At 61.5% G+C, this 17,305-nt stretch carries 11 protein-coding genes and 3 pseudogenes; 6 read left to right on the top strand and 8 right to left on the bottom strand.

The window, feature by feature from the left end; all coding sequences use genetic code 11:
- Positions 1-47 precede the first annotated feature (47 nt).
- Entirely contained in the window at positions 48-3,512 is a 3,465-nt protein-coding gene (locus EN859_RS19085) for a Ulp1 family isopeptidase (protein ID WP_245464776.1), read from the bottom strand.
- A gap of 922 nt (positions 3,513-4,434) precedes the next feature.
- On the opposite strand from EN859_RS19085, the gene EN859_RS19080 reads away from it, so the two are divergent.
- From EN859_RS19080 to EN859_RS19065, 4 genes are read left to right on the top strand one after another with little or no spacing between them, the layout of a single operon-like run.
- Positions 4,435-4,731: a DUF2604 domain-containing protein gene (locus tag EN859_RS19080; protein WP_024505654.1), complete on the top strand. Its 297-nt coding sequence runs from the start codon at positions 4,435-4,437 to the stop codon at positions 4,729-4,731.
- Entirely contained in the window at positions 4,724-5,341 is a 618-nt protein-coding gene (locus EN859_RS19075) for a putative metal-binding protein (protein WP_091595799.1), read from the top strand. The genes EN859_RS19080 and EN859_RS19075 overlap by 8 nt, the downstream gene beginning before the upstream one ends.
- Positions 5,338-5,826: a Mov34/MPN/PAD-1 family protein gene (locus tag EN859_RS19070; protein WP_091595801.1), complete on the top strand. Its 489-nt coding sequence runs from the start codon at positions 5,338-5,340 to the stop codon at positions 5,824-5,826. Before EN859_RS19075 ends, EN859_RS19070 begins: the two co-directional genes overlap by 4 nt.
- A 3-nt stretch (positions 5,827-5,829) precedes the next feature.
- Positions 5,830-7,389: an E2 ligase fold family C protein gene (locus EN859_RS19065; RefSeq protein ID WP_091595803.1), complete on the top strand. Its 1,560-nt coding sequence runs from the start codon at positions 5,830-5,832 to the stop codon at positions 7,387-7,389.
- 214 nt (positions 7,390-7,603) lie between these two features.
- Here EN859_RS19065 and EN859_RS19060 read toward each other — a convergent pair.
- The 7 genes and pseudogenes from EN859_RS19060 to EN859_RS19030 form a co-directional block, all read right to left on the bottom strand.
- A pseudogene (locus EN859_RS19060) lies at positions 7,604-10,070 on the bottom strand (S8 family peptidase).
- A gap of 17 nt (positions 10,071-10,087) precedes the next feature.
- Positions 10,088-11,071: pseudogene (locus tag EN859_RS19055) on the bottom strand (ATP-binding protein).
- 356 nt (positions 11,072-11,427) lie between these two features.
- Complete coding sequence (gene rlxS, locus EN859_RS19050) at positions 11,428-13,398, bottom strand: relaxase/mobilization nuclease RlxS (protein WP_126089902.1); 1,971 nt, start codon at positions 13,396-13,398, stop codon at positions 11,428-11,430.
- A gap of 179 nt (positions 13,399-13,577) precedes the next feature.
- The gene (locus EN859_RS19045) at positions 13,578-14,261 is read right to left on the bottom strand and encodes a lytic transglycosylase domain-containing protein (RefSeq protein ID WP_024505647.1); all 684 of its coding nucleotides are present in this window, start codon (positions 14,259-14,261) and stop codon (positions 13,578-13,580) included.
- Complete coding sequence (locus tag EN859_RS19040) at positions 14,249-14,797, bottom strand: S26 family signal peptidase (protein ID WP_029354919.1); 549 nt, start codon at positions 14,795-14,797, stop codon at positions 14,249-14,251. Before EN859_RS19040 ends, EN859_RS19045 begins: the two co-directional genes overlap by 13 nt.
- Positions 14,794-15,063, bottom strand: coding sequence for a helix-turn-helix domain-containing protein (locus tag EN859_RS19035; RefSeq protein ID WP_029354917.1), 270 nt, complete (start codon positions 15,061-15,063; stop codon positions 14,794-14,796). The genes EN859_RS19040 and EN859_RS19035 overlap by 4 nt, the downstream gene beginning before the upstream one ends.
- Positions 15,064-15,243: 180 nt before the next feature.
- Complete coding sequence (locus EN859_RS19030; protein ID WP_029354915.1) at positions 15,244-15,567, bottom strand: DUF736 domain-containing protein; 324 nt, start codon at positions 15,565-15,567, stop codon at positions 15,244-15,246.
- 784 nt (positions 15,568-16,351) lie between these two features.
- On the opposite strand from EN859_RS19030, the gene EN859_RS19025 reads away from it, so the two are divergent.
- Positions 16,352-16,699: a hypothetical protein gene (locus tag EN859_RS19025; protein WP_126038541.1), complete on the top strand. Its 348-nt coding sequence runs from the start codon at positions 16,352-16,354 to the stop codon at positions 16,697-16,699.
- A 288-nt stretch (positions 16,700-16,987) separates the two neighbouring features.
- Positions 16,988-17,281 (top strand): annotated as a pseudogene (groES, locus tag EN859_RS19020) (co-chaperone GroES); the annotation flags it as partial.
- Positions 17,282-17,305 lie beyond the last annotated feature (24 nt).

Below are 17,305 nucleotides of genomic sequence, written 5' to 3'. Positions count from 1 at the left end.
CTGAGGCCCGGCGCCGCCGACAGTTGCGTGACCGCTCCTCCGCAAAGTTATCTTCTGCGTTCAGGGAGCCACGGCGCCTGGGCTGGCTGATGAACACCGTCCGCTCGCGCATGTGGGGTCGAATTGATTTGTGCCCAAGTGGAGGCAGGCTCGTCTTCCAACAGTTGCCGCAGTTCCCCTGGCTCGAACGCCATCATCGGTGGGGAAGCGGGTTCATCCTCCAACAGTTGCCGCAGTTCCCCTGGCTCGAACGCCATCATCGGTGGGGAAGCGGGTTCATCCTCCAACAGCTGCCGCAGTTCCCCTGGCTGGAACGCCATCATTGGTGGGGAGGCAGGCTCGTCCTCCAACAGTTGCCGCAGTTCCCCTGGCTCGAACGCCATCATTGGTGGGGAGGCAGGTTCGTCCTCCAACAGTTGCCGCAGTTCCCCTGGCTCGAACGCCATCATTGGTGGGGAGGCAGGCTCGTCTTCCAACAGTTGCCGCAGTTCCCCTGGCTCGAATGCCATCATCGGTGGGGAGGCGGGTTCATCCTCCAGCAGCTGCCGCGGCTCTTCCTCGTGCGGCAAGCGCCTCCTTAGCCGGTCTTGCAGCGCCTGCCGATCGGCAACGAGGTTGTCGAGGGGCAGCGGCTCGTGGTCTGGCCGCTGCCCTTTCACCAATCGTTCAACCAGCGCCCACGTGCCCTCCAGGACAAATACGCCGCAATCATAATGGTTCGTCTGTCTGGCCATGGGGGCTGGCGCCAAGGTGGCATTCAGCAGTCCTGCGAGCTGTTTTGCAGGCACGTCGTTATATCCCTCTCGCTGGAGGGAGTCGTAGTGATAGGCGAACCGCCTTTCCGGGTCGCGGCGATCAACGAGCAGCAGCGACCAATGGGTGCCGGGGCTAGTAGCCGTGCCATTATTCACTGGCAAGAACAGGAAGTCGGCTGTGGCGTTGTTTTGATTATAGATGGACTGCAATATGCCTCGAGCGTCTTGCGGCGACGTGTGTCGCAGTAGATGGGATACGGAAGGATCCACCAGCCGAGTCCGGGCAGCGAGCGCCGGATTGATCCCCTGCAGTTGCCCCTCCAGCAAATTGTAATCTCTCTGGATATGGGCGTCGCTCAGCCATTCGGCGGCGCCGAGCACCCGCCCCGTTGCAACGTTGGACGGGGCTGTCGGATCGAGCGCCCCGATCTGAGCCCCAGAGGAACTGGTAGTCAGTGTGGTCACATCAACCAGTGGAAGGCCGCGGTAGGTGCCTGGCAGCCTAGCGGTTGCTGGCGAGGCGGGTTGGGGAGCTCTTGCCGGTGCCGCTGGCCCAGCTTCAGCAGCGGCCCCAACGCGCCTGGTGACTGCGTCTGCCGGATGAGCAGAAAGGACAGTTTCGCGCCCGAGCACAATGCGCGGCAGGATATCCCGGAGGTGAGCCAATGCAGAACTGATACTTAGCCTATTACCATAGGAGACAGCCTTGAAGCTCTCAACATCTTTATCCAGCGATTTGTCGTGAATCCGAGCCGCAATCCCAAGCTTGTTATTTTGACGCAGGTACTGACTAAAATGTCTAAGAAAATTTGTATAGCCGCCCACGGTATCTGGATTCCGTCCGGTCGCAGGCGCTGCCAGGTACTCCTTGGTCGAAGCGGCTCTGTAATTTCTAATGAGCTCGGCATCGTCAGGATAGGGGATCACGACAGGGCGAGCCATAATCTGGGCTCCGCCTGTCGACTTCTTGAGGTAACGCAGTGCGCCAGCCACGGTGGAGGAACCACCCGTACTCTCGTACTCCTTGAGATCCTGATCCAGCGACGAATGGTAAAGCCGAGCAGCAAACCCTGGCTTGTTGTTTTGAAGGAGCCACCGACTAAAGCCGAAAAGAGAATTTACATTGTAAGTGACCGTGTTCGCTTTGGCCTTACCCGCGTGGAATGCTGCCCTCAGCCCTTCGATAGCGGTCGCATCGTTGGAATAGACAGGACGCTTGTCGGCACCGTCGGGGACTACAATTGGACGATCCGGCTGCACTGTCGAGGCCATCGACCCACCACCTCCGGGATGCGGTGCTGGGGTGGATTCGTGCTCATCCCTCTGCCTGACGAGCTGCGCCTCACATTCCGGTGTAGCCACCTTATGAGGATCCTGCATCGGTTCGATCCCCTCCATCTCCTGCTGCAACCAAGCCAAAGCTTGGCGAGCGGCCTGCGCGGCTTCATCAACCGCGGAGGATGTCTCCACACCTCTGGCGGACGCCGGCAGAGCCTGCTCCGCCCGCCGTCGAAAGAGCTCTGGCGAGGCGGATTTCTCCGCCCACAATCTGGGCTGCGTAGCGAGTCCCCGTCCAGATTTATGTGGCACCGCCTCGCTTGGCAGCGGGCTGCTCCTGTCCCGTGCAGCTACCAGCTCCTCCGGGGCGCCCTGGTCGCCGTGGCGCCAGTTCAAGTGAGGGACGGCCTCTCCAAAGTCGGGCGCTTGGTGTTGGTGCGCGGTTGGGGCGAGAGACAATGGTAGATCGGTGCCCTCCTTATAACCTACCGGCAGGAGCTCCTCTGGCCAATCGAATCCCTGCTGTGGTGCGGTATGCTGAGCAGCGTCGCCACGGGGACGAGCCTCCATGCTGACCGCGTTTTCCAGATGATTCCCGAGTATAACGCGCGGCGGGTTCTTGCGGAGATAAACCAGCGCAGATTCGATCGGAGCTCCACCATTAGAGGAGGCGGCCTTGTAGCTCTCAACATCTTTATCCAGCGATTTATCGTAAATGCGACCCGCAATTCCGAGCTTGTCATTTTGACGTAGGTAATGACTGAAATGGTTAAGAGCAGTTGCGTAGCCGCTCGCGGATCTGAAATGTCTGGTGAGCGCGGCGTCGTCAGGATGGGGGTTCAGGACAGCGCGACCCACAATCGGGCCGGCTCCGCCCATCGACTTCATCAATTGACGCAGTGCGCCAGCCACGGTGGAGGAACCACCCCTACTCTCGTACTCCTCGAGATCCTGGCTCAGCGACGGATGGTAAAGCCGAGCAGCAAGCCCTGGCTTGTTGTTTTGAAAGAGCCAACGACTAAAGCCGAAAAGAGAATTTGTGCTGCGAGTGACCGTGTCCGGCCTGGCTTTACCCGCAAGGAGTGCTGACTTCAGCCCTTCGATGGCGGTGGCATCGTTGGAATAAACAGGACGCTTGTCGGCACCGTCGGGGACCACAATTGGACGATCCGGCTGCACTGTCGAGGGCATCGACCCGTCGAGATGCGGTGCTGGGGTGTATTCGTGCTCGTCCCCCTGCATCACAAGTTGCGCCTCCCGTTCCGATGTACCCACCTGATGGGTGGGGAGTTGCATCATCACGCGAGCGCCTGAGTTGCCAACCTCACCTGGTTGCCGCTCAGTGACAGCATGCTGCAGATTGCTTTGGATCCTCTGCCTCTTCGTTGGTCTCAACTCACCTTTACCATGCGAGCCATTGACGAGGACCTCCTCGCCTGGCGCACCCATCAACTCGTCCGCCGCCTGCAGTTCGCCCAAGTGCTGCTCAAAACCGGCTTGGCCGGCCTGTCCGCTTGCTCGTGCGGTACGGCGTGCTGCACCTGCAGCCAAGCTGCCACGATGAATGTCTAGTTTGTACGGGTGCACGCTATCCTCACTTCCACAGATCACATGAGCAACCTACTCAGGCAAGCTTTCGAGAGGCTGACGAGGTCCGCCGCCGCGGAAGGCGAAGGCTGGTTTTCTGCTCAGCGGTTGACGGCCTCGCGTGTTGCGGCCGCGCCGGGTATCACGCCAATCAATCTGAATAGTCGATGCGTCAAACGAACCAGGATGGGATTTTCGTAGCGGGGCTGCTCTACTCACTCTTGTCCTGAGGGCAGAATTCAACCATATCGCCGAGCAACTGGATGCCGATTGGATACCCGATCCGGAAAGCTTCAGCTCCTATGTGACGCGATGATGAGGCCTGGTCTCGCAGCGGCATGCGTTCCGAGAGATGCTGCACCAGGTACGAGGCGACCTTATCCAACAAGGCACCACTTGCGCTGTTTTGTGGAGACGAGCGTCGGCATGCATCCATGCGGGTGCTTGAGTGGTGAAGACTCTGAACGACGGTTCCTATGGCGCTGCCGGCGCAATCAGCTGCTTGGGGACGCGTGACGCAGATCAAAGCTCCCCTTGCCGAGCACGGAGCAGGCGAGTGAGAGAGCAGATGAATAGGCGTGTCGCCAATATTTTCGCATTGCTCTAATCGATTATAGTTGTGAGGAGCAATTTGAGACCATTTACTTGCGGCTCAAGTCACCCATAAAAGAAGGCAAGCACCGATTCGGTAGCTTATCCCCTGTCTTTCGCGTACTCGCGGCCGTGGCGCCGGGTGAACGATTGAAGACCGCCGGTCTCACTCGCAGGTGGGTGCCAGGGCGTGGGGCGGTTGGCAAGCCACAGGAGTAGGACAATGTCGAAGGATTCGGGTAAGGGCGATAATCACGGCGGCGGACCGGGCAAGATCGAGATCACGGTGGTGGTGAACGGCCAGCCCACGCAGGTCGAAGCCAATCCCAACCAGCCGCTTCACGTCATTCGTACCAAAGCCCTTGAGAACACGCAGAATGTCGCCCAACCAGCCGAGAATTGGGAATTCAAGGATGAGGCCGGCAACTTGCTCGACGTCGACAAGAAGCTTGGCGATTTCGGTTTCCCGAATACTGTGACCCTGTTCCTCAGCCTGAAGGCGGGCGTCGCAGGTGCCTAAACCCCAAAGTGTGGATCCGGAGGTCTCCCGAGCGAAGTTTGATCGGGAGATCGGCCGGTTCCGGCCATATGCTGATGTCTATCGGGCTCAGGGCTGCTTCTTGATCGAGGCGACTTTTCCGCGCGCTTTCTTCATTTTCGCCAGCCCCAAGTTAAAGCCACGGGTGGTCAGCGCAGCGAGCGAGGTCGACTTCACCGACTACGACTTAAGACCACCGTCCGTGGTCTTCGTCGATCCGTTTACGCGTGATCCGATTGCCCGGAAAGATCTATACCTGAAAATGCTTAGACGTCCGCCGCTGCCCGGAACGCCGCCGGAGATGATAGGAGCTCTCATCCAGCAGAACGCCGTGCCGCTGACGGACTTCATCCAGGCCAACAGTCCCGAGGACGAACCATTCCTGTGCATGGCGGGCGTCCGGGAATACCACGACAATCCAGCCCATTCAGGTGATCCATGGCTACTTCATCGGGGTTCTGGCGAAGGCTGTTTGGCCTTCATCCTGGACAAGATCATCAAGTACGGAATCGTTCCTATAGAGCAGTTGCAGATTCAACTCCAACCGACAATCGTAGGAATGGTGGTATCCCCTCAGGCGATACAAGAATGACTGGTTTGAGAGATGTAACGATCGTGACTCTCCCGCGCGGCTGCATCTCGACCACGCATGGGCATCTGCGCTCAGTTGGTCGCGAGGGCAATGAGGGGATGGCACTTTGGGTCGGCGTTCAGGAAGACCGGCACTTTGCCGTAACAGAGACGGTTATCCCGGCGCAGCGTCACATTCGAACAAACGATGGCGTTTGCGTGATCGTTGCGGCCGAAGAACTGCACCGGCTCAATGTCTGGCTCTACAAAAGCGGCCTGAAACTCTTGGCCCAGATTCACAGCCATCCGGGCCGCGCCTACCATTCGACGACGGACGACGCTTATGCGGTTGCTACCACGGTTGGGTGTCTGTCGCTGGTGGTGCCGAATTTCGCCCGCGAGCCTTTCGATTTTGCTCGGGTCGCCGCCTATCGGCTTGACGAAAAGGCCAAATGGAATGCGCTCCCTCCCGCGGCACTGTCGCGAATGATCATGATATCGAGTTGAACAATGGCATTCGCTAACTTCATCGATCGCGCCGCCACGGCGGCATCTCAGGTCCTGGCCGATTTTCATCTGGGAGACTTCAAAGCAGCTCTTGAAAAGCAGGTCGTGGCAGTCGCCTTCGACCATCAGGCCGCTTCCTGCGCCGAAGGCCAGGCGACATTAGATCTTGCGGTGAGATTGCTCGCTAGGCTCTACCCGGTTCTGGCGATACTCCCGCTGGACAGCGCGGCGAGCTCTCAAGCCCAAGCGCTGGAGCGCTTGGCAAAGTCGATCAATCCAAAAGTCGGCATCCGGCGTTCCGGCAAGTCTGCCACCGTCTGCGTCGTTGCAGGGGTAACGCGCCCATCACTCCGGTGCCCGATCTTTTTCGTGGGATCGGACGGTTGGGCGGCAAAGCTGTCGCGTACGGACCCGGTGGGCTCTGGCCCAAGTCTGCTGCCTTATGGAGCTGGCGCCGCCAGTTGCTTCGGCGCCGCCAACGTCTTTCGAACTATCTTCGCCGCCCAGTTGACCGGCGCCGAGTTGGACGAAACCATCGACCTCTCGCTATGCAGCTACGACAAGACCAAAGCCGGGGAGGCTGGCCCGATCGACTTTCCAGTCGACCTTGGCGAAACCCACCTCGTTGGGCTCGGTGCGATAGGCCATGGCTCGCTTTGGGCGCTAGCGAGACAACCCGATCTCAAGGGTCGTCTGCATGTAATCGATCACGAAGCGATCGAACTCTCAAACCTGCAGCGCTACGCATTGGCCGGCCAGGCGGAGATTGGTATGTCCAAGGCGGTTCTTGCAGCCACCGCCCTTAGATCGACTGCCCTTGAGGTCGAGGCGCACCCTCTGACGTGGGCAGAATATGTTGCGCGCCGGGGCAATTGGGTCTTCGACCAAGTGGGTGTGGCGCTTGACACCGCCGCCGACCGTCTGGCTGTCCAAGGTGCACTGCCGCGATGGATCGCAAACGCTTGGACGCAGGAGCACGATCTCGGTATCTCCCGGCATGGTTTCGATGACGGCCAGGCTTGCCTTTGTTGCATGTACCTGCCATCCGGAAAATCCAAGGACGAGCACCAGCTGATTGCCGAGGAACTCGGAATACCGGAAGCACACGAGCAGGTGAAAACGCTCCTGCAGACCAATGCCGGAGTTCCCAACGACTTTGTAGTTCGCGTGGCTACAGCGATGGCTGTGCCGTTTGAACCGCTAGCCCCGTTTGTCGGCCAGCCCCTGCGCTCCTTTTATCAGCAGGCTATCTGCGGCGGTCTGGTGTTCCAGCTTAGCGAAGGAAGTCGCCGCGTTCGAACTGTCGTTCCGATGGCCTTTCAGTCGGTGCTTGCCGGGATTATGCTTGCCGCGGATTTGGTCAAACATAGTGCGGGGTTTCCCATGAGCCCGACGACGAGCACTCGGGTGAATCTTCTGCGCCCCCTTGGCTCTCACTTGCACGATCCGAAGGCCAAGGACTCCAGCGGCCGCTGCATCTGTAGCGACGACGATTTCATTGCCGCTTACAGGCGCAAATACGGCGAGCCCGTTGATCAGGTAAGCGATGTCTCGGCCGCCTAAGCAGACGCGCACCTCTCCGTGGACGCAGGGGGCGCGGCTTGTGGGCGTGACCATGGGCGCCATTATGACACGCTTGGCCCGCTCCTTTGCCCGCCTATCGTCCTCCGCGCATGATCCCTGACACCTCCTTGCCGACGTGATGATCCAGCACCAGCCGCCATGGCACCAGAGGCTGGTCAAACCTCCGTTGTTGGCCGGTTTGGACAGTGCTGCATCAGGTCTCGACCGACGTCTCGACAGTCAGGGCTGCTTCGACGGGTGTGAAGATGTCAACATCGACCCCAGGCGCCCGAATCGTCACAATCAGGGCGTACCGAGCCAGAGCGTCGACGCGTTCCAGGTAAGGCTTCTCCTTCCACCAGCCCCCGACCGGGAACACGCCGATCGCGTCACGCTCGGCGAGATCGGCGGCGCTGCCCGACCAGAAATCGGCGTGCAACGAGCCGCGATCGCGGAAGGTGCCGAGCAGCCACTCTTCTCCGCCTCCAGCAGGCGCCCCTTCCTCCTCGTCCCGAGCGGCCTGATTGATGCGGGCTCGGAATTCGTCGACTGTCTCGGTCGCTGACTTTACTCTGAACCGAAGACCATGGGACGCGTAACGATGCCGGCGGGTCCATCCGCGTTCACCGGGGTTGGGTTCGATGAAATAGGACAGCGTGACGCGGAGCTCGACCTGGGCAGCGCCGAGCGCCGCGAGCTGCTCCTTCGGCCAAGGCAGGCGATGCAGCTTCATGTCACGCGTTTTGGCAGCCGCGCCGCCCTCGCGCTGGAAAGGCTGAAGCTCATCTTCAACGATAAGCGTGAGGTCGTTCACCGTTGACAGAAGCGCGCGCCCAAGATCTGGCACGCCATAACCATAGCGCCGCACGAGCGCCTGGATCTCGCCCTTCGCTCCGTTGCACGCATCGATGCGTGCGCGCATCGCCGGAGTCCATTCGGCCGAGTGGACGATCAGGGCGCGAACCGTTTCAGGCCACAGCTCGGGGCGCGCTGATAGAATTAGTCCCGCCATCCGTGCGGCATGGGCCGTTGCCGCGCTCGTATCTCCGAGGGTGGTGAAGTGGCGCAGTTCGGGTCGATAGAAAGTGGTCAATATCTGCAGATCGTCGATCGGCTCGCCAGGCAACACACCGTCATGGGCGAGATTGCCGCCTTCGAAGACGACCTCGGGCTTCACCGGCCACTGCCTGTCCCAAACGACCGAAGTGCGACTGCGCGGCGAGAGCTCGCCGACCGGCGCGATCGGAGCGTAGCCCGCAAAGTCGGTGTCAATGATATCGACCTTTTCTGTGAAAGCGCCGACCGTCAGCGCATTCCAGGCCTGAGAAGGATCATCGACTGCTTCCAGATCGTTGCGCGTCAAATGCTCGGCCGGCATGAGGTCATCGCCGATGTTGCCGGCAGAGAGAACGATCAAGCGTCGCTGTTCCTCTTCGAAACAGAGTTGGTCGATAGCGGCAGACCACGATGTGGGCCTTCCACGCGCCGGACTGGCGCTTGTCACAGCCATTGCGATCGCGCGGCGGCGCTCCGGCGCCTGCACCTCGGCGCGGGCGATCGCTTCCGCGGTGATCGCGCCATAGAGTTCTGGATCGTTTGCCTCGTCTTCTGGCGGAAGGATACGAACACTCTCCAGCCGAAAGGGCAATGGAACTGGATCGCCTCCGACCAGGAGCGGGACCAGATCACCGTACAGGCCGACACCTGCCATTCGCGTCCCGTGGCCGCTCCACGCAGGTGTGTCGTCGCTGCCCCATGCCGGTTTGACGGTGTGCCAGTCTTCAACGGCAAGTGCGGGTTCGATCAACGGGTGGGTGCGACGCACGCCGCTGTCGAGAATGCAGACCGCAATATCGGTTGAGGCGGTCTGACGCGCCCGAGAAGCTCGTCGCTCCAGTCCCTTTGCTCCGCGCCGCCAAGGCCCATGAAGAAGGACGGCGTATCCTTCGCGCGCCGCAGCTCGGCGACGACATCGCTGTGCGCAATCATGCGGTCGAGCATTGCCGTGCTGGCGAGTGCCAGCATGACCACCCGCTCCGGAAACCTGACCGCATGCGTGCGCAAAGTGATGTTCAGGGCTTCGGCAATGTGCTCGAAGTTCTCGCGGGACCGTCGCGCAGCCAGACTTCCCACCACACCTGCTCGTCAGCGGCCCGGGGGAAGAGGTCGTCGTGGTCGGTAAACAACGATCGTGCAGTCGCCAGCCTGACTGTCTCCATGCGGGAGACGAGCGGCTCGTTGCGCGGTCTGCCGCGGTCAGTGTCAACGTCTCGATACGCCTCGACTTTCCGCAAATAATAGGCTTGCGCGCTTTGCGGCAGGAACACCGACGCTGTGATGGGAGCACCGGGTTGAGTTGGCTCATGGACGGCGACCAGCTCCATGTGCTGGCGACGATCGGCCAACTGGTCGAGGGCCGCCCGTCCGGACATGGGCAGATCGATCTCGAGATAAAAGCCAGGCGTGCCGACCGACAGCTGGGGGTCACGCGCCGCAATCTGCTGGCGTGCACTTTCGACCGCTTGTTCGATGGATTGCGTCAAGGCCGCAGCATGCGACGCCCGATCACGCGCCGGCAGCGGCGGTGCATGTATAAGTTGGTTGGGCCGCCGATAGGCTTCCCGAATGCCGTTGTTGCGAAGGTGGATATGGGCGCGGTCGCGCGGAAAATCGTCTGCCATTATGATCTGTGCTGTCGCTACTCAGACAGCGAAGCCTGCCGGCGTTCCTTCAGAGCGTCGATGAGCGCTTCCGAGGTGATCCGCCCCCCCGCAATATGATGGTTTTTGCAGCGTCGTCGGCCGCGCGGGTGATCTCGGCCTGCGACAGTCTCTCTGCCTGAGAGATCGCCTCGTTCCAGGCAAGCCCTCTGGTGTCGAAGCGGTCGAGTCGAGCCCGAAGCAGCGCCTCGATAATCGGCCGATCGGGCACGGCGTATTCGATGACATCGTCGAAACGGCGGAACAAAGCTCTGTCGAGCAGCTCGGGATGATTTGTTGCAGCAATAATCAGGCTGTGGCTGTCGTCTTGCTCGAGAAACTGCAGAAACGAATTCAGCACGCGCCGAATCTCGCCAACATCCTGGCGTTCGCCTCGACGCGCGCCGATGGCATCGAATTCGTCAAAGAAGTAGACGCCCCGCGTCGCCTGCATTGCATCAAAAACAAGCCGCAGCTTTCCGGCAGTCTCTCCCATGAACTTGGTGATCAAACCATCGAGGACGATCGTGAAAAGGGGCAGATGAAGCTCCCCGGCCAATGCCGATGCGGTCATCGTCTTGCCTGATCCTGGCGGGCCGACCAGAAGCAGTTTGCGACGGGGAACAAGCCCGTGCTCGCGCAAGCTTGCTTGTTGGCGCTGCCTCTCCCAGCACGCGGTGCAGGCGCGAGCGCAGACTGTCCGGCAAAATCATGTCGGTCAGTCGCAGGTCCGGATAGCGCACATGCAGGAGCCCTGCGAGCTCGCCCTTTGGCTGAAAAAGGGGAACCGGCCGACTGCTCTTGGCAATCCGGGCGTCCCTGCTCTTGGCTGCGTCGACCAGATCCTTGAGCTCCTGAGCAAGCTTGCCATGGCCTTGACGTGCCTCATGCGCAGCAAGCTGCATCGCGATAGAGAGGAAACGATCCTCGTCGCCGGCAATGTGGCTTTTAAGCAGCGTCACGATATGGCGGGCCGTGGTCATGGCTCTCTTCTGGGGTATCCGTTTACTTGGCGAAGCGCATGCAACCTAAACGCTTTCAACGGCGATTTGTATCGCGCAATGGTGTTTTTTCTCTTGTCGATGTTCGCCCGTGGCAACTTCAGCGGTGAACTGTTGCGCCGCGGTCATAGGCCAGCCGGAATAACGCCGGCCAGCAGACAACAGTCCGCATCTTCGAGCGCTCGAAGTCTGGCCACTCACGCAGCGTGTCGGGTCCGAACGCTCCAAAGCCGCCCCGCCTGGCAGGTCCATGCGACCGATTGCGGGCGTGCGGCCATAAGGTCTACGCGGGCTCGCATGGCTGCCCGCGCCGCTGGCTAAAAAAGCTGTACACCATCTCACGAAACACCAGGTCCGCTCCTTTGCCGGCCGACGGTCCATGAAATCCCCTCCCCACTCACGACACCGGAGACCTCCTTGCCCACATGGCGCTCAAGCACCGGCCGCCATGGCACCAGCGTGAACTCGCGCGACTTCTCAACGACGGCATATTTTCCGCTGGCAAGCTCGACGGAGCGGCGGAGCGTACCCTCTACTCGTCCTCCGGATCGCGCTTCGGCATAGGGCAGGCCAAGTTCCTCCGACAGTTGGCCAGCAACACGGTTCAGTTCTCGCTGGCGCAGGATCGAAAGCATGTTGGCTCGATAGACGATCCGATCCTGTTCTTCATGCGCGTGGCCTTGCGCGATCAGCCACTCCCGCCGGCGAGCTTGCGCCTCTCTCACGTCGCAGCCGAAGCCGGATCCGTGCAAAGGCTCGGGTCTATCGGCAACCAGCTCCCGGTCGAGCCAGGTGGCGCCGTTGAAGCTGACCTGTCGCTCCAGCGCCATTGAGGAGAGCTTGTCGACAACGAAAGGCTCGGCCCTGGCCCGCTGGCCCTCATAATTCGCGACGCGATCGAGATGGTCCGGCGCGATGAGCCAGGTGCCGTTCGGCTCTCGCTCAACGCCGCCGGTCGCGCGGCGGATCGCCTCCAGCCGCCGCACATGCGTTCGCGCAAAGCTCTCGGTGGCGGATGGGTCATGCTTCAGGTGGATATCGACGTCGTAACGGCCGCCATTCGCGGCGGCGATTTCGGCGATGGTACGATCGACCCGCCTCGGCTCGGTGTTCCTTGGCGCGACACGCACGATGCAGCCATTAGGCATCGTTTCCATCGCCTCGCCTCTACCGATGTCGATCCAATGGCTCTTACCGTCGACGGCGTCGACGATCATGTAGTAGCGGTCATTGATCTCGTCGGCCAGTCCACGCGCGACAACGCGACCGACGAGAGACTGGACGGGCTCGCCGGCTCGATCGTGGATCACCCAGTCGGCGGCACTGCGTGCAAGCCCCTTGCCGGCCAGTTCGCGGTGGATGGTCTTGATGATGTCGCCGCGTTCGCCGGTGCGGCGCAGCGTGGCTTCGAGCTCATCGTCGAGGCGCCAGGAGCCAGCGCCGACCTCCGCGGCCAGACCCATCCGCTCGAGCTTGCGCAGCCGTCCCTGGTGCAGCGTCTGGCGAATGGCGTCGGGACCGCCCGGCGAGACCAGCCCGTCATCATCACGCATGCTGAGCAGCCGACGGTCGATGCTGGTGAAGCGTTCCTGCTCCATTTCCCGGCGCAGGCGAAGCTCAATCTCGCGGTCGGTTCGCGGACCGAGATCGAGGCTGACCAGCTCGGCCGCCCGCTCGCGGATGCCAGATGAGATATATTCGCGCGCGATGACCAGGTTCTCGCCACGGTCGTCCCTGCCTCGGACGATGATGTGGCTGTGCGGGTGGCCGGTGTTGAAATGATCAACCGCGACCCAGTCGAGCTTCGTGCCGAGGTCTTCCTGCATCTGCGCCATGAGCCGCCGCGTCAGCGCCTTCAGGTCTTCATACTCGATGCCGTCTTCGGCAGCGACGATGAAGCGGAATTGGTGGCGGTCGCCGTCCGCGCGATCGATGAACGCCTTGCCGTCGACGCGGTCGCTGTCGGCGCCGTAGAGCTCGCCAGGCGCACCTTCTCGGGTGACGCCGTCGCGCTGAAGATAGCGTAGATGGGCACGCGCCCCGTCCGCGCCCTTGCCGGCGAGCTTGACGATCCGCGCCTTGACGATCACCCGGCGCTGGCGGAAGGCGGCATACCGGTCGCGCGATTTCAGCAGCGCCGCAGCCGCCCCGCCGCGCCCTGTCCGGCTGCCCGTGAAGCGACCGCCGGGCTGGGGCTGGCCGCCGGCTCGGTTGACGGCTGCCCGGACTTGACCGGCATAGCGTTTGCCTGCCTTCGAGCCGCGCGACCCGATTTTGCCGAGCTTCGGCCTGAACTCGTCATCCTTCATGCGAGCCTCCCAGACATATCAAGCAAAATCAGACACTTACACGTCCAACCCTCTTGGCACCGGCGGCAGCCTCCTGGAAAAACGATGTGCAGACAAAGATTTAACCGCCTCCTGGAGGCGGTACCTTTATCTTGCCTTACGCGCCCAGCCCCGCCAGACGCGCCCCCGTCCGCCCATGGCTAACGCACCGGCTCCTTCGGCTGCGCGCCGTCCTTGCCGAGCGGCACGAAGAGATCGCCGTTTCGCACGCCTGAGTGAACACCGTCATGAATGAAGAACAGCGACCGTCCGAGAGGAGCGATTTGCGCCTTTGGAGCGACAGATTGGCTTTCGAACGCCTCGATGTCGGCCGCCGAAACTCCGGCCGCCTTGAGTTGGTCGAGGTACTCGACGGTCTCTTCTGGCAGCGGTTTGCCACGCTTCAAATGCTCGTCGTAGCGCTCGGGACCGGCATTGTAGGCGCCAAACAGGCCAGGAAATCCGAAGCGGTCATACATGGCGCTGAGATAGGCCGTGCCGGCCAGGATATTGTCGCGCGGATCGTGGGGGTTAGGCCCAAGGCCGTGTTCGACCCGCATCTCCTCATAGGTGCCGGGCATCACCTGCATGAGGCCCATGGCGCCAGCGGGGGAGGTGATGGGGCGGCCGCCGCGCATTGTCTTGCCGCCGCTTTCGGCAGCCATGACGGCATAGATCCAGGCTTGGGGAATATGGAAGCGCCGGCTTGCTTCCGATACCAACGTCTGCCACTTTCGCAGCTGCGGACTTTGGGAGATGGCGACCGGCTCAGCGCCGGTCGAGGCGGAACAGGCGCATGGCGCAATGGCGATCATGCCCAACAAGAGGAGGGTCACTCGGTCCATAGCGGTACGAGCCTCCCGATGACATTTTGAGTGGGAACAGGCCCGAAATAGCGGCTGTCGAAGGAGCGGTTTTTGTCGCTGCCGAGCAGGAAAACCTCGTTATCCCCGAGCGCTCGGCAGCCGTTCCACCATGGCAAAGGTCGGCCTTCGGCGTCGATTTTGAGCCGGCGCGCGACGATGTCGCCGCCGATGATGATGGCGTCATTGAAGGCGCAGACATTATCGTCCGGCAGCGCTGCAAGACGTTTTGCCAGCGGCACATTGCGAGGCAGATAGCTGCGCTCGGCGGCGAGATACGCCGCGTATTCAGGCGGGCGCACGAGCACGAGATCGCCACGCGCCAGCGCTCCCGCAGCGATGCGGTAAAGGCCGATCGGCGCGCTGGCCGAGGCGTTCCAGACCAGCCAAGGGGTGGGCTTTCCCAGCGCCGTGAAGCCCAAAAGACCGAGACCGGCCGCGGCCAAGGCGACCGTCTTACGGGCTCGAACACGCCTCAGGCGGCTGCCGATCAGATGGATGGAAGGGCGCCGCCTCATGAACGGCCTCCCGTGCCGCCCTGGCCGGAACCGGCCTTGCCATCGCCGGCGGTGGAGTGCTGCGGGTGTCCTTTCGACCAATGGTCGAGTTCGTCGATGTGATAGCGGACATAGCGGCCGTGCTTGCGGAATTTCGGGCCGCCGCCCTTGAGCCGCATCTTTTCGAGCGTGCGCTGGGAGAGCCCGATATAGAAGGCGGCTTGGGCTGTGCTGAGAAACGGGCTGCCCTTTTTCGCGCGGGCCGCGCGTTCGTTTTCGTCGTCCATGATGATCCTCGTTTCGCTTCGGACAAGCGAGGGCGAGGATGGGCGAGGGAGATCGTCTCGGGGACGGGCGAAGAGTCGGGGGAGAGTTTTCGCCGCCCTTTAGGGCGGACGGGGTTTGGGTGGAACTCCTGGGAATGAGCCCCGCGCCGGGGCTGCGGCGCGAGGCTCTATCTCGGCCGGTCAGTCGGCCGGGTTCCAGATGATGGCGTAGGTGTCGTGATCGTCCTGGCCGGCGGCGCGGCCGAGATTGGCGTAGAGCTTGCGCGGTCCGAACTCCGGCGCTGCAATCGACAGGCTCACATAATCCTTGCCGGAAGTCTCGCCGGTGCGGATCCAGCCGGCGCCAACTTCGACTCCTTGCGTAAGCACCCGGAAGTCGGGATGGTTGTCGGCGCTCTTGGCCTGGTTGGGGACGATATCGATGTCGGCGCGGACGCTGAGCGTCTTGAGCTGGCCCTTGTAGGCGCCGTTTTCCTGCTTGTTGACGTAACCGATCGCGGTCATTTCGAAGTCTCCTTTTGTGGTTTCGCCGGGGACCATCCCCTGCGATGGCGCACCGTAATGGGCGCGTCAGGACCGCCTGAATCCGACAGGGCCGCAGCGACAGCGAAGGATCCGAGCGGGCAGCTTTTTTGTGAGCGAAGCGGCGCGAGGAAGCCGCCGCAGGCGGCGGGGAAAAAAGCTGATGGCGAGGGTTTCGGGCGGCCGGACCCGCCCATAGGTCGACAAGCCAGCCGCAGGGATGGTCCTTGGAGAGAGCATGGAGACCGCTCGCCAAGTGCGGTCTTTCAGCCAAGCAGGACGCCGGGATGAAACGGCCTGCAAAGATGCTGCGCCCTTATGCCGGATCGAGATCGTGCCAGCGGGTCGGGCGCCAGAGCAGACATCCGGCATGGTGCGATCTATGAAAGCAGGGCTCGCCAGCGGGAATTTGATACGCGAAGGGGCCAAAGCAAGGCTGGATGAGAAGCCGGTGCTACCTGCAGGTCCAGTGTCATGTGGCGGCGCTCGGGAAACCGCTACGCAACGTGACGCGCTCTTATGAGGCGAACAGACCGGCCCCAAAACCGATCGACCGGTGGTCGGCGCGAAACGCGTCATGCCTGTCCGAAAGCTGACAGTGGCAGAAGACGCATGTCGGGTTCCGCACAATTGACCATGCTGGATTTGTGAGGTTTTCAGGGAGAGCCATGCGTTCACTACCCAGTGAGCTTTGGCACGGCATTTGCACTTGAGATGTGGCAACACGGATCGAAGGTTGACTGCATGCACAAGCGCGAGATGAGCAATGCTCTCCTTTCCTGGAGGCTTGGCAGCAGATTCGATTGTGACGTTGCGAGGAGCTTCAGCCGCTCGCGGCGGAAGTGATCTCAAATCTGAAGGCACCGTTGGGGCCGCAGCCATCAAACACATCTTTCTCTTTTTCGCAGCTCGTCATCAACGCGATGCGGACTTCTTCGCGTCGACGGCGGCCGAAGGTGGAGAAGGGCTCGACTTGCAAAAAGGAGTTGTCAATGACGTCTTACGTTCGCACCAACAGCCCGGCGCAGGTGCGCTCACTGTCCACCTTTGGCAAGCATCTGCAAAGGAGCGTGCTGACGGCGACGCTGCTTGCCGCGGCTTCGACGGGAAGTGAAGCGCAGCCCTATGTTCGTGCTGACGGCAGCACGACTGACGACTTGGAAGCGGCGCGCGCAAGTTGGCGTCATGACGCCGAATTCAATGGAAATGTGGGGCTCGCAGCCATCAACGCGGATGCGCGTATGCGTTGGGTTCCACCGGGGAGGGGGCCAGAGCTCCTCGCCTGCCCTCGTCCGTCTTGACGAGTGCCCGCTTACAGCCTACCTCACTATCGCGTTAGCACTCGTCCATCGCGAGTGCTAACAAAAACCCCTCAACATCCGCACCAGGGAAAAATCCGAAAATGGCAAAGTCGAAGTTCCGCCCGCTGCATGACCGCGTGGTCGTTCGCCGGGTCGAATCCGAATCCAAGACCGCTGGCGGGATCATCATCCCGGATACGGCAAAGGAAAAGCCGCAGGAAGGCGAGATCATCGCCGTTGGTTCCGGCGCCCGTGACGAAGCCGGCAAGCTCGTCCCACTGGACGTCAAGGCCGGCGATCGCATCCTGTTCGGCAAGTGGTCGGGCACCGAAGTCAAGCTCAATGGCGAAGACCTTCTGATCATGAAGGAATCCGACATCATGGGCATCATCGGCTCATATCAGGCCCTTTCGTCAACT

Source organism: Mesorhizobium sp. M00.F.Ca.ET.216.01.1.1 (assembly GCF_004010325.2).
Lineage (GTDB): Bacteria > Pseudomonadota > Alphaproteobacteria > Rhizobiales > Rhizobiaceae > Mesorhizobium.
Note: the sequence above shows the minus strand (reverse complement) of the source record. Positions and strands in the feature narration are given on the sequence as shown.

Excerpts from the sequence above, each read along its gene's own strand:
- EN859_RS19080 (WP_024505654.1), top strand. The coding sequence starts at position 4,435 with ATGTCGAAGGATTCGGGTAAGGGCGATAATCACGGCGGCGGACCGGGC.
- EN859_RS19070 (WP_091595801.1), top strand. The coding sequence starts at position 5,338 with ATGACTGGTTTGAGAGATGTAACGATCGTGACTCTCCCGCGCGGCTGC.
- EN859_RS19065 (WP_091595803.1), top strand. The coding sequence starts at position 5,830 with ATGGCATTCGCTAACTTCATCGATCGCGCCGCCACGGCGGCATCTCAG.
- rlxS (WP_126089902.1), bottom strand. The coding sequence starts at position 13,398 with ATGAAGGATGACGAGTTCAGGCCGAAGCTCGGCAAAATCGGGTCGCGC.
- EN859_RS19045 (WP_024505647.1), bottom strand. The coding sequence starts at position 14,261 with ATGGACCGAGTGACCCTCCTCTTGTTGGGCATGATCGCCATTGCGCCA.
- EN859_RS19040 (WP_029354919.1), bottom strand. The coding sequence starts at position 14,797 with ATGAGGCGGCGCCCTTCCATCCATCTGATCGGCAGCCGCCTGAGGCGT.
- EN859_RS19035 (WP_029354917.1), bottom strand. The coding sequence starts at position 15,063 with ATGGACGACGAAAACGAACGCGCGGCCCGCGCGAAAAAGGGCAGCCCG.
- EN859_RS19030 (WP_029354915.1), bottom strand. The coding sequence starts at position 15,567 with ATGACCGCGATCGGTTACGTCAACAAGCAGGAAAACGGCGCCTACAAG.
- EN859_RS19025 (WP_126038541.1), top strand. The coding sequence starts at position 16,352 with ATGCTCTCCTTTCCTGGAGGCTTGGCAGCAGATTCGATTGTGACGTTG.